This is a genomic window from Mycobacterium simulans (genome assembly GCF_900232995.1).
Classification (GTDB): domain Bacteria; phylum Actinomycetota; class Actinomycetes; order Mycobacteriales; family Mycobacteriaceae; genus Mycobacterium; species Mycobacterium simulans.
Window position 1 is genome coordinate 222,307 of record NZ_OCVX01000005.1, and the last position, 12,576, is coordinate 234,882.

Annotated in this window: 12 protein-coding genes; 2 read left to right on the forward strand and 10 right to left on the reverse strand. The window is 66.1% G+C overall.

Features of this window, described 5'->3' with window-relative positions:
• Positions 1 to 6: 6 nt before the first annotated feature.
• The 3 genes from MSIMFI_RS19710 to rimP form a co-directional block, all read right to left on the reverse strand.
• Positions 7 to 390, reverse strand: a complete 384-nt coding sequence (locus MSIMFI_RS19710; RefSeq protein ID WP_191498785.1) for a YlxR family protein — start codon at positions 388 to 390, stop codon at positions 7 to 9.
• Positions 391 to 452: 62 nt separating this feature from the next.
• Positions 453 to 1,496, reverse strand: coding sequence for a transcription termination factor NusA (gene nusA, locus MSIMFI_RS19715; RefSeq protein ID WP_186242476.1), 1,044 nt, complete (start codon positions 1,494 to 1,496; stop codon positions 453 to 455).
• Complete coding sequence (rimP, locus tag MSIMFI_RS19720) at positions 1,493 to 2,035, reverse strand: ribosome maturation factor RimP (RefSeq protein ID WP_191498786.1); 543 nt, start codon at positions 2,033 to 2,035, stop codon at positions 1,493 to 1,495. Before rimP ends, nusA begins: the two co-directional genes overlap by 4 nt.
• 178 nt (positions 2,036 to 2,213) lie before the next feature.
• Between rimP and MSIMFI_RS19725 the strand changes: the two genes are divergently transcribed.
• Positions 2,214 to 2,747: a hypothetical protein gene (locus tag MSIMFI_RS19725; protein ID WP_191498787.1), complete on the forward strand. Its 534-nt coding sequence runs from the start codon at positions 2,214 to 2,216 to the stop codon at positions 2,745 to 2,747.
• Entirely contained in the window at positions 2,744 to 3,232 is a 489-nt protein-coding gene (locus MSIMFI_RS19730; protein ID WP_186242473.1) for a ferritin-like domain-containing protein, read from the forward strand. Before MSIMFI_RS19725 ends, MSIMFI_RS19730 begins: the two co-directional genes overlap by 4 nt.
• Positions 3,233 to 3,247: 15 nt before the next feature.
• Here the strand turns inward: MSIMFI_RS19730 and MSIMFI_RS19735 are convergent, their stop codons facing one another.
• The 7 genes from MSIMFI_RS19735 to MSIMFI_RS19765 all read right to left on the reverse strand — a co-directional run bounded on the left by MSIMFI_RS19735 (position 3,248) and on the right by MSIMFI_RS19765 (position 12,527).
• Positions 3,248 to 4,996: a proline--tRNA ligase gene (locus tag MSIMFI_RS19735; RefSeq protein ID WP_191498788.1), complete on the reverse strand. Its 1,749-nt coding sequence runs from the start codon at positions 4,994 to 4,996 to the stop codon at positions 3,248 to 3,250.
• Between the two features lie 267 nt (positions 4,997 to 5,263).
• On the reverse strand, positions 5,264 to 6,844 hold the full coding sequence (locus MSIMFI_RS19740; protein WP_191498789.1) for an MFS transporter: 1,581 nt from the start codon (positions 6,842 to 6,844) through the stop codon (positions 5,264 to 5,266).
• A gap of 22 nt (positions 6,845 to 6,866) precedes the next feature.
• Positions 6,867 to 8,102, reverse strand: a complete 1,236-nt coding sequence (gene cobA, locus MSIMFI_RS19745) for a uroporphyrinogen-III C-methyltransferase (RefSeq protein WP_191498790.1) — start codon at positions 8,100 to 8,102, stop codon at positions 6,867 to 6,869.
• Positions 8,099 to 9,496, reverse strand: coding sequence for a cobyrinate a,c-diamide synthase (locus tag MSIMFI_RS19750; RefSeq protein WP_224770341.1), 1,398 nt, complete (start codon positions 9,494 to 9,496; stop codon positions 8,099 to 8,101). The genes cobA and MSIMFI_RS19750 overlap by 4 nt, the downstream gene beginning before the upstream one ends.
• A gap of 88 nt (positions 9,497 to 9,584) precedes the next feature.
• Entirely contained in the window at positions 9,585 to 10,208 is a 624-nt protein-coding gene (gene cobO, locus MSIMFI_RS19755) for a cob(I)yrinic acid a,c-diamide adenosyltransferase (RefSeq protein WP_191498792.1), read from the reverse strand.
• A gap of 10 nt (positions 10,209 to 10,218) precedes the next feature.
• Positions 10,219 to 12,060, reverse strand: coding sequence for a magnesium chelatase subunit D family protein (locus MSIMFI_RS19760; protein ID WP_191498793.1), 1,842 nt, complete (start codon positions 12,058 to 12,060; stop codon positions 10,219 to 10,221).
• The gene (locus MSIMFI_RS19765; RefSeq protein WP_191498794.1) at positions 12,057 to 12,527 is read right to left on the reverse strand and encodes a GNAT family N-acetyltransferase; all 471 of its coding nucleotides are present in this window, start codon (positions 12,525 to 12,527) and stop codon (positions 12,057 to 12,059) included. The genes MSIMFI_RS19760 and MSIMFI_RS19765 overlap by 4 nt, the downstream gene beginning before the upstream one ends.
• Positions 12,528 to 12,576: the final 49 nt, after the last annotated feature.

A 12,576-nucleotide genomic window follows, 5' to 3' on the forward strand; every position in this document is an offset into this window, starting at 1 on the left:
TGGGAGTCATCGGGACTTCACGGTGTGCTCATGTTCGTTGCTACCTGTTCTGTTGCCTGGTGAATCGAGCTCCTCTAGATGAGCAAGGTGCTCGACCACCGCGGATGTATCCGGCGAACCGGTGATGCGCAGCGCTCTTGTGAAAGCCCGCCGCCGAATCGCTTGTTGTACGCACTGCCGTACGGGATGCACCCATGCACCCCGCCCCGGCAGTCCCCTGGCTGTGTCAACGATTACGACGTAGTTGCCGTTCCCGGTCGACTCTGCCACCACTCGAAGCAGTTCGGCTGCCAACTCTCGCTTCCGGCACCCGACACACGTCCGCACCGGTCCATCGGTGCATCTGTGCGCCCGGCTGGCCAGGGGGGCCGAAGGCTCGCGCTGGATCACGGCTCAGTCTAGCGTCACCGAACAAGCACTCAGCACCACCCGGCGATGGCCGGGGTTGAGTCTCAGCGCTCGTGTGCCATCCCGCGGCTGGCCCCCGGTTCTGGTTGGCCCGCCGGGTGGCCCGGCGAATCCCCGCGGATGTCGATCCGCCAGCCAGTGAGCCGGGCGGCCAGTCTCGCGTTCTGGCCTTCCTTGCCGATTGCCAGCGACAACTGGAAGTCGGGAACCACCACGCGCGCGGCCCGGGCAGTCTGGTCGATTACCGACACCGAGACCACTTTTGCGGGCGACAACGCATTGGCGACGAAGCGGGCCGGGTCCTCGTCGTAGTCGATGATGTCGATCTTCTCGCCGGAGAGTTCGCTCATCACATTGCGGACCCGTTGCCCCATGGGACCGATGCAAGCGCCCTTGGCGTTTAGCCCAGCAACGTGCGACCGCACCGCGATCTTGGAGCGATGGCCCGCTTCCCGCGCCACCGCCACGATCTCTACCGACCCGTCGGCGATCTCCGGGACTTCCAGCGAGAACAGCTTTCGCACCAGGTTGGGGTGAGTCCGAGACAACGTGATCAGCGGCTCGCGGGCACCGCGGCTCACACCGACCACGTAGCAGCGCAGCCGGTTGCCGTGCTCGTAACTCTCGCCGGGAACCTGTTCGGCCGCCGGGATCACACCCTCGGAGGCCTTGGTTTCGCTGCCCATCCGGACGACGACCAGACCGCGCGCGTTTGCCCTGCTGTCGCGCTGGATCACTCCGGCGACGATCTCGCCCTCGCGGGTGGAAAACTCGCCGTAGGTGCGCTCATTCTCCGCGTCGCGGAATCGTTGCAGCATCACCTGTCGCGCGGTGGTGGCAGCGATCCGGCCGAAACCCTCGGGAGTGTCGTCCCATTCACTGATGAGATTGCCGTCGTCGTCCAGTTCGCGGGCGATCACCCGAACGACACCGGTTTTGCGGTCGATCTCGATACGCGCGTCGGTCTGGTGACCTTGGGTGTGCCGGTAGGCGGTGAGCAGCGCCGATTTGATCGTTTCAAGCAATTCGTTGACCGAGATGCCCCGGTCTACCTCGATTGCATGCAGCGCAGCCATGTCAATGTTCATGCTCCGGCCTCCGTCTCCTGCGCCCGACCTACCTCAGCCGGTCGGGCCAGTTCCAGCTCCGCTGGGGCTGGTGGCGAAAACTCAACTTGGACAACAGCTTTCACAATTTCCGACAATGGGATTTCACGTACCGTCCATCCCCGGCCCTGCCGGACGACCAGCGAGACAATGTCGTCGCGCGTCTCGCCGACTCGGCCGGTCAGCTGTGATCCATCCGATAACGCCAGTTCAACCTTGCGGCCACGCGAGCGGCGGAAGTGCTTCTCACTAGTCAACGGGCGTTCCACACCGGGGGAACTCACCTCGAGGACGTAACGGTCACGGATGCTGTCCAGGCCGTCCAGCAAAGCCGAAGCCGATCGCGACAGCGCGGCTATCGTGTCGAGGTCGAGGGCCGTATCGCCGTCGGCGATCACAGCAATTCGTGGTGGGCGGACGTGAGTGTCGATGACCACGTCTTCGATCTCGTATCCGGCGCGCGCGAACTCTTCACCGAGTAGCTCGATCACCTGCGTCTGCGAAGGTAGCCCGGTGGTCACGGCGAGCTCCTCATCTTGAATTGTCCGGTGACCGGCGGATGTCGCCGCCAGGTGGCCCAGGTGTCACGCGGGCGTGCAACAGCCAGCGTTCCACCAGAACCAGCTATCAACGATACGCCAGTAATCGCAAATGACGCCGTGATCGTGCCGTCAAGATCTCTAATGGCAGGATGTTGCTGTGCATAGAGCAGTACCCCTCATCAACAGGCGGGGTGTGCTCGCCGGTGGTGCCGCTCTCGCTGCACTCGGGGTGGTAACGACCGCCTGCGGCGAGTCGACGCCCAAGCCCCCTGCAGTCGAAGAGCTGCTGGGCCCATTGGAGCAGGCCCGGCACGATAGCGCGCTCGCCTCGGCGGCTGCGGGGGCCGTCGGCAGCCCACCGCAGATCGCTGCCGCGTTGACGGTGGTCGCCTCCCAGCGCGCCGCACATGCCCGAGCGCTGGCCACCGAGATCGCCCGGGCCGCTGGCAAGCTCGTATCCGCAACCAGCGAGACAAGCACCTCAAGCCTCAGTCCCACCGAGCCGGCGGCCCCGCCGCCACCGCCGCCGCCGGTATCCGATGTGGTCGATTCGCTGCGCGCGTCGGCGGAAAACGCCAGTCGTCTGGTGGCCACGTCGTCGGGCTACCGGGCAGGACTGCTCGCCTCCATCGCCGCTTCCTGCACCGCGTCGTACACGGTGGCGCTGGTGCCCGGAGGTCCATCGATATGACGTCCTCCGAGCCCACCGCCGGTGCCACGCCGAAGCGGTCCCCCGCCGGCAAGGATGCCGACAACGCGGCGCTGAGCGACGCGCTGACCGTCGAGCACGCGACGATCTACGGCTACGGCATCGTGTCCGCGCTGTCCCCCCCGAGCGTCAACGACTTGGTGGTGGAAGCGCTGACCCAGCATCGGCAACGTCGCGACGACGTCATCGCCATGCTGGCCGCGCGTAAAGTCACCGCACCGGTCGCCGCCGCCGGCTACCAGTTGCCGGCGCCCGTAGGCAGCCCGGCCGAAGCGGCCCGGCTGGCCGCGCGGATGGAAAACGACGGCGCCACGGCGTGGCGCGCAGTGGTTGAGCATGCCGACACGGCCGATGACCGCGCATTCGCGGCGACGGCCCTGACCCAGAGCGCGGTCATGGCCGCCCGCTGGAACAAGGTGTTGGGCGCCTGGCCCATTACCGCGTCATTCCCGGGCGGCAACGAATAGCCCGGCCGAGCCAAACTAGGCGGTGACGGCCGCCGCGATCTCGGTGGCCAGCGAGGCGCCGGCAGCCAACTCGCGCTTCTCGCCGCTGAAACGGTTGCGTAGCTCGACCACCCCGTCTGCCCAACCGCGTCCCACCACGACGATCCAGGGCATTCCCAGCAGTTCAGCGTCCTTGAACTTGACGCCGGGCGATGCCTGACGGTCGTCGAGCAGCACCTCGATACCCAACGTGTCGAGGTCGGTGGCCAGCGCGGCGGCTCCTGCGCCGGCGGCCGCGTCCTTGTTGGCGATCACCAGATGGACATCGAACGGCGCGATTGCCGATGGCCAACGCAGGCCTAGTTCGTCATGGTGCTGCTCGGCGACGACGGCAACCAGCCGCGATACCCCGATGCCGTAGGAACCCATGATCAGCCGCACCGGTTTGCCGTCCTCGCCGAGCACGTCGACGGTGAAGGCATCGGTGTATTTGCGGCCGAGTTGGAAGATGTGCCCGATCTCGATGCCGCGCGCCATGATCAGCCGACCGGCGCCGTCGGGAGACGGATCGCCTTCACGTACCTCGGCGGCCTCGATGGTGCCGTCGGCGGTGAAGTCGCGGCCGGCAACCAGGCCGACGACATGGCGGCCGGGCTGATCCGCGCCGGTGATCCAGCTGGTGCCGTCGACCACCCGCGGATCGACCAGATAACGAACATTGTTGTCGCGCAAGGCCTTCGGCCCGATATAACCCTTTACCAGAAAGGGGTACTTGGCGAAATCGTCGTCGTCGAGCAACGCGTAGTCAGCCGGTTCGACGGCCGCGGCCAGCCGCTTGTCGTCGACCTCACGGTCACCGGGCACGCCGATGGCCAACAGTTCCCAGTCCTCGCCGGGCTGGCGGACCTTGACCAGTACGTTCTTCAAGGTGTCCGCGGCGGTGACCGTTCGACCCAAATCGGCCTCATTGGCCCAAGCCACCAGGCTGGCGATGGTGGGGGTATCGCCGGTGTCGTGAACCACCGCCTCGGGCAACCCGTCAATGGGCTGCTCTTCCGGGCGGGATGTGATTACCGCTTCGACGTTGGCCGCGTAGCCCGACTCCAGGCACCGTACGAAGGTGTCCTCACCGATAGGGCTCTCGGCGAGGAACTCCTCCGAGGCGCTGCCGCCCATCGCACCGGAAACCGCGGCGACGATGACGTAGCGCACCTGCAGCCGATCGAAGATGCGTTGATAGGCCTCCCGGTGTGCGTGGTAGGACGCCTTCAGCCCGGCGGCATCGATATCGAACGAGTAGGAGTCCTTCATGACGAACTCCCTGGCGCGCAAGATTCCCGCCCGCGGCCGCGCCTCGTCGCGGTACTTGATCTGGATTTGGTACAGCGTGAGGGGAAAGTCTTTGTAAGAGCTGTACTCGCCCTTCACGGTCAGGGTGAACAGCTCTTCGTGGGTGGGGCCCAGCATGTAGTCATTTCCGCGGCGGTCCCGTAGCCGAAACACACTGTCGCCGTACTCGGTCCATCGGTTCGTCGTCTCATAGGGCGCCCGCGGCAACAGCGCCGGAAACAGGATCTCCTGGCCGCCGATCGCGTTCATCTCGTCACGGACCACACGCTCGATGTTGCGCAGCACCTTCAGCCCCAGCGGTAACCAGCTGTATAGCCCCGGCGCGACGGGCCGGATGTATCCGGCCCGGATCAGCAGTTTGTGGCTGGCCACTTCGGCGTCGGCGGGATCGTCGCGCAGGGTGCGCAGGAACAGCTCGGACATCCGGGTAATCACAGCGGGCCAGCCTAGCTTGGCGGGTTTGGGGCGGAGACGGGCGCAGCGGGTCGCGGTTCCCCCGCGGCCACTGAGCCTGAAGATTCGCAGGGAAAGTGCGGGTGGGGCCCTGCACAACTACAGGCTCGAGGGCGATACGTGCCGCTCCGCGCGAGACGAAGCCACCGAGTGTGTCCTCAGGGCTTTAATGTGCAGTCAGGGCGGGATTTTCGCGGCGCGGCCACCGTAGGAGCACACCGAAAGCCCGCGCCTTAGGGCCGTCGGCGACTACAGCTCTCCAGCGTCGATGGCTTCCTTGACCTCTTGGGCGTGGGCAACCTGCGCAGGGGTGTAACCGATGAACAGCGCCGCACAGCCAACTATGACGGCCGCCCCAGCCACCCACAGCAGCCCATAGGTGTAGCCGTGGTCAAGGGCTTGCAACTGGACGTCGTTCATGAACTTCACCGGGCCGGTGGTACCGCCCAGGTACAACGTGCGCGACGTGATCACGGCCTGGATGACGGCCAGCACCAGCGGACCGCCCAGACTCTGCGCCATTAGCGCCATCGCCGATACCGGGCCGATCTGGTCGAAACCAACGCCGGCGATCGCCGAAAGTGTCAACGGGACGACGACCATGCCGATACCGATGCCGCCGACGACGATCGGCATGACCAGGTTGGGGAAGTAGGGCACGCCACGGTGCATGAAGAACGAGCCGTACAGCATGGCGACTAGCAGCAGCCACCCGCCGCCGATCGTCAACACCCGTGGCGAAAACCGTGACACCAGTTGCGAGGAGATGCCCAGGCCGATTCCCATCGCGATGACGAACGGGATAAAGCCAACGCCCGCGCGCAGCGCGCTGTAACCCAAGATGTCCTGCACATACAGGCCGATGCACACCGTCAGACTGAACATGACGCCACCAGCCAGGAGGATTGAGCCAAACGTGACCAGCCGGTTGCGATCGCGGAACAGGTGGAACGGCACCACGGGATTTTCTGCGGTGCGCTCCACGATGGCGAACGCGATGGCCGCCGCCAGGGCCACCGCACCCGAACCGATGGTGGTGACGGAGATCCAGCCCTTTTCCGGGCCCATCGAGAAGGCGAAGACGGCCGCGGTGCACGCCAGCGTGGCCAGCATGGCCCCGGCAGCGTCGAGCTTCATCCGCTCACGGTTGGTTTCCCGCAGCGCGGTGCGGGCCAGGTAGATCATCACCAGCCCGATTGGCACGTTCACCATGAACGCCAGCCGCCAGGAAACCTCGGTAAGCGCTCCCCCGACCACCAGGCCCATTACCGATCCGATTGCGGTCATAGCGGCGAACACGGCCGTGGCGGCGTTACGCGCCGGTCCCTTGGGGAAGGTCGTGGCTACCAGCGCCAGACCCGTCGGCGATGCGATGGCCGACCCGATGCCCTGGGAGAGCCTGGCGATGACCATCGTCGCTTCGTCCCAGGCGACCGCGCACAACACCGAGGAGATGGTGAACAATGCGACGCCGACGATAAAGGTGCGCTTGCGGCCGATGGTGTCGCCGAGGCGGCCACCGAGCAGCATGAGCCCGCCGAAGGTCAGCACATAGGCGGTGATCACCCAGCTGCGACCGGCGTCGGACAAGCTCAGCTCGTTCTGAATCTTAGGAAGCGCGACGATGGCGACGGTGCTGTCCATCGTCGCGAGCAGCTGCATCCCGCCGATGGCGATGACCGCGGCGATGAATCGACGCGAGGGCAGCCAAGTCGGGTAATACCTGCTCATGCGTTCTGCGACGGTTTCGGCCGGGCGCGGAGAGTCCGGACGTTCCTGGCGGCCGGGCGTCCAATTGGGGACCCGCTCGGTGTCATTAAGAGCCGTCATAGCGGGTTACCTTACAGTAATCTTAAGAATTGTTTAAACGCCGAACGCCGCTGAGGCCTACTACGGGCCCTATCACGATGATCGCGGGAGGTCGAATCCCCTCTGCCCGGACCTTTTCCGGCGTGTCGGCGAGGGTCGCCCGCAACGTCTGCTGAGCTGCCGTCGTTCCGTGTTGAACCACCAGCACCGGAGTATCCGCAGGTCGGCCGCCCTTTAACAGCTCATCGACGAAAAGCTCGATGCGTTCGACCGCCATCAGCAAAACAATGGTGCCGGACATTGCTGCCAATGCATTCCAATTCACTAACGATTCGGGGTGGCCGGGCGCAAGATGGCCGCTGACCACCACAAATTCGTGATTCGTGGCCCGGTGAGTGACCGGAACACCGGCCAAAGCAGGCACGGCTATGGCACTCGTCACACCCGGCACCACGGTCACCGGAATTCCGGCGTCGGCGCATGCCAGTACTTCCTCATAACCCCGGGCGAACACGAAGGGGTCGCCTCCTTTGAGACGGACCACAAATTTCCCGGCCTTGGCCCGTTCGATCATGACGGCGTTGATGGCGTCCTGGGCCATGGCCCGCCCGTACGGAATCTTTGCCGCGTCGATGACTTCGACATGCGGCGGCAGCTCGGCCAGCAGTTCGGGTGGCGCGAGCCGGTCGGCAACCACGACATCGGCATGGGCGAGCAAACGGCGGCCGCGGACGGTGATCAGTTCCGGATCACCGGGGCCGCCACCAACCAGAGCCACCCCACCGCGCACGACGTCCGCGCTCACCGGGCTTTCGAAGCGTTCCGGGGCAATGGCCCCGGTCTGTAAGGCCTCGCGGATGGCCGACCGTATCGCCGCCGATCGGCGGTGCTCGCCACCGGCCAGCACCCCCACCGACAGACCGGAGTAGCCGAACGTCGCCGGAGTGACCGCGGTTCCCTCGACGGCGATGTCGGCCCGGACGCAGAAGATCTGGCGCCGATCGGCGTCGGCGACGACGGCCGCGTTCACCTGCGCATCATCGGTGGCCGCGATGGCATACCAGGCCCCGTCGAGATCACCGTCACGGTATTCACGCAGGGACAGGGTGATGCCGTCCATCGCCTCGACGGCTCGTGTGGCACTGCGAGAAATGACGTGGACGTCCGCGCCGCTGGCAATGAGCAGAGGCAAGCGACGCTGGGCAACCGAGCCTCCGCCGACCACGACGACCTTCTTGCCTGCCAGTCGCAATCCGACCAGATAGGGGTTCTCGGTCACCCGCCAAGTTTAGAAGCACGGTAAGCGGCTGCGTGTGCGACGAAACGCGCCACCGCGTCGGGCGTCGCCGCTGGATGGGTGTGCAGGTAGGACGCGTGCACCCCTGCGTGCACCACCCCTTCTCGCAAGCCGTCGCGCGCCGAGCCCTCGTACTGCCGCCGATACACCCACGCCGGCTGATAGAAGTCGCTGAATGTGACTTCCGTTCGGTGGAATTCGTGTCCAACCACCCGCTGACCAACCGAATACAGCGACGAGTCGGTTACCGCGACCGCGGCGTGATATGCGAGCTTCAGGTGCTGTGTGAACCGTGCCGATCCGCGCAGCACACCGCACATTGGGTGCCCGTCGAGATCGGAAGCCAGGTAGATCAGGCCCGCGCATTCGGCGTGTACCGGAGCGCCTGCGGTTGCCAAGTGGTTGATCTGGCGGCGGACGACGTCGTTGGCGGACAACTCCGCGGTGAACTGCTCGGGGAATCCGCCGGGCAACACAACCGCGTCCGTACCGTTGGGCAGCGTTTCGCTCAGCGGGTCGAACTCGATCACGTCAGCCCCGGCGGCCCGCAGTAGCTCGGCGTGTTCGGTGTACCCGAAGGTGAATGCCTTGCCAGCGGCCAGTGCCACGGTGACGCCGTGGCCAGGGCGCTCCGCGATCGCGGTCGCCGGGTCCCACGGCTGATCGGCGACCCGACTTCCGGCGGCCTTACACACAGCCGCGAGGTCAACGTGGCGGGCCACCACTGCCGTCATCGCGCCGACGGCTTGCCGCGCGCGGCGGCCGTACTCGGTCGCGGTGACAAGACCCAGATACCTTGACGGCAGCTCTAATTCGGCGGTGCGCGGAATGGCGCCCAGAACCGGGACACCGGCGTGTTCGCACGACTGGCGCAGCACTTGCTCGTGTCTGGCCGACCCGACCCGATTGAGGATGACACCGGCGATCGAGGTTGCCGTGTCGAACGTGGAAAAGCCGTGCAGCAATGCGGCGATGCTCTGTCCTTGGCCACGCGTGTCGACTACCAGGACGACGGGGACGCCCAGCAAGGCGGCGACGTGCGCGGTCGACCCTGCCGGCGGAGTGCTCGCGACCGGGTCGATGCGCCCGTCGAACAGGCCCATCACTCCTTCGATCACGGCGATGTCCGCGCCGTGGGTGCCGTGTGCGTATAGCGGGGCAATAAGCTGCGCCCCCACCAGCACCGGGTCGAGGTTGCGGCCGGGCCGTCCCGCGGCCAGGGCGTGGTAGCCGGGATCGATGAAGTCCGGCCCCACCTTGAACGGTGCGACGGTGTGGCCCTTTTCGCGCAGTGCGCCGATCAAACCCGTTGCAACGGTGGTCTTTCCGCTGCCCGAGGCGGGAGCGGCGAGAACCACCGCGGGCACTCGAGTCACTTTGCGAACCGCTGCCGCGAGCGTGCACAGAATGACGCTCCGTGCGGCGTGTCGGTGTACAGACACGCACCCTCGCAAGCGGATGGGTTCACCACTCGATGCCCTTCTGTCCCTTGCGCCCCGCATCCATCGGATGCTTCACCTTGGTCATTTCGGTGACCAGATCGGCGGCCTCGACCAACCGGGGCGGGGCGTGGCGTCCCGTGATCACCACATGCTGGTAGCCGGGCCGGGACAGCAAGACGTCCACCACGTCATCGATGTCGAGCCAGCCCCACTTCAGCGGGTAGGTGAACTCGTCGAGCACGTAGAAGTCGTGACGTTGCGCGGCCAGGCGACGCGTGATCTCCGCCCACCCGTCGGCTGCCGCCGCGGCGGGATCGGTAGCGCTGCCGGGCTTGCGTGACTTGCGCGTCCAGGACCAGCCCGCACCCATTTTGTGCCATTCGACCGCCCCGCCAACGCCGTGCTGATCGTGCAACTGGCCCAGTTGACGGAATGCCGCCTCCTCACCTACCTTCCACTTGGCGCTCTTGACGAACTGGAACACCGCGACATCGAGGCCAACATTCCAGGCTCGCAACGCCATTCCAAACGCGGCCGTCGATTTTCCTTTACCGTCTCCGGTGTGGACCGCCAACACCGGTGTATTGCGCCGGGCCCGGGTAGTTAGGCCATCGTCGGGGACTTGGAGTGGATTGCCCTGTGGCACCTGTTGATCCTCACGCCACGCTTCGCACGGCCTGGGTCAGATAGTCGGCGTGCAATTGCTCCAGGCGCATGGCCGGCGCGCCCAGCTGCCGGGCCAGCTGTCCGGCCAACCCCAGCCGCACGTACGACGTTTCGCAATCCACGACCACCGCGGCCACCCCTTCGGCGACAAGGCGTGCGGCCGCTATCCGGCTGCGGCCCAACGGGTCCGGCCCGGAAGTGGCCCGGCCATCGGTGAGCACCACCACCAGCGGACGTCGCGCGCGGTCACGCACCTTTTCCCGGACAACTAGCTCACGCGCGGCCAGCAGGCCCTCGGCAAGTGGAGTCTTGCCGCCGGTGTCGAAGCGGGCCAGTCGCCGGCCAGCGATGTGGGCCGACGATGTGGGCGGCAACAACACGGTCGCTTGGTGCTGGCGGAAAGTGATCACCGCGACCTTGTCGCGCCTCTGATAGGCGTCGCGCAGCAGTGACATGGCGGCACCGCTGACGGCTGCCATGCGGTCCCGGGCGGCCATCGATCCGGAAGCATCGACGACGAAGATCACCAGATTTCCTTCGCGCCCCTCGCGGATGGCGCGACGGACATCGTCGGGCTGCAGCCGCAGCGGCCCGGCTCCGATCGAGTGCTCGGCCGCCGACAACAGGGTGGCGAACAGGTGCAGTCCGTGCGCTCCAGGATCGCTGGTGTCGGCTGCTGCCACCACGCTGCCAGCAGCGTTGCGGGCCCGCGACCGTCGCCCGGGAGCGCCTTCGCCGACGCCTGGAACGGTCAACGCCCGGGTGCGGAAAACCTTCGACGGCGGCGCGCTGGGCTTCGGAGGTCTTGGTTTCGAATACTGCTGCGGTAGATCACGTTCGCCGTTGGCCGCCTGACCGCCCCCGGAGGGGTCGGGATCGGGATCCGGCTCCGAGTCGCGCTGCGTTTCGCTGCCGGCTTGTGCAAGCGCCTCGTCCAGCTGCTCGCGGTCGATACCATGATCGTCGAAGGGGTCGCGGCGGCGCCGATGCGGCAATGCCAATTCGGCTGCCACCCGGATGTCCTGTTCCGCCACGGCATGCGCGCCGCGCCAGGCGGCGTGGGCAATTGCGGTTCGGGCTACGACTAGGTCGGCTCGCATGCCGTCGACGCCAAAGGCCGCGCACAATGCCGCGATGCGCCGTAACTCGTTGTCCGGCAACATCACATCGTCAACGATTGCCCGGGCCGCGGCGATCCGGCGGGCCAGCTCGGCGTCCGCGTCGGCGTAGCGTTGCGCGAACGCGTCCGGGTCCGCCTCGTAGGCCATCCGCTGTCGGATCACCTGCACCCGCACGTCGACATCACGCGACGCCTGCACATCCACGGTGAGCCCGAACCGGTCGAGCAACTGCGGACGCAGTTCGCCCTCTTCCGGATTCATGGTGCCGATCAACACGAAGCGAGACTCATGCGAGTGGGAAATGCCGTCGCGTTCGATGTGTACCCGCCCCATGGCGGCTGCGTCGAGCAGTATGTCGACCAGATGATCGTGCAACAGGTTGACTTCGTCGACGTAGAGCACGCCGCCGTGGGCACGAGCCAACAGTCCGGGTGAGAAGGCGTGCTCGCCGTCGCGCAGCACACGTTGCAGGTCTAGTGACCCGACAACGCGGTCTTCGGTTGCGCCCAGCGGCATCTCGACCAGGCCAGCCTCGGCACTTCCGGTCGCGACCGACAGCAGCGCCGCCAGCCCGCGCACCGCAGTCGACTTCGCTGTGCCCTTCTCGCCCCGGATCAGCGCTCCGCCGATCTCGGGTCGAACCGCACACAACAACAACGCGAGCCGCAGCTGATCGTGCCCGACGATGGCACTGAACGGATAGGGCTTCACCGCTGGGCCGCCAGAGGAGAACCGGACCGCAACATTGGCACATGCGGAATACCGTCGTCGAGGAAATCATCGCCGTCACGGACGAATCCGTGCTTGGCATACATATCGGCGAGGTAGATCTGCGCGTTTATCCGGCACGGGTAGTCACCAACTTCTGCCAGCGCGGCTCGCAGCAGCCGGGTGGCATGGCCCATGCCTCGACCGCTGCGTTTGGTGCACAGCCGCCCGAGCCGAAACGCCTTCTCACCGCCGGCGTGCTCCTCCATCAGCCGCAGCGTGCAGATCACCTCACCGTCGGACGTTTCCAGCCAGAAGTGCCGGGTTTCGGCGAGCAGATCCCGCCCGTCCAATTCCGGATAGGGGCAAGCCTGTTCGACCACGAAAACTTCTACCCGTAGCTTGAGCAGCTCGTAAAGAATCTGGGCGTCAAGGTCTTTGGCCCACATGCGGCGCAACGCTTCAGTCATTTGCGCCGCTCCTCCTCATCGCTTCGCTCTGCATCGTCGCCGGCGCGGG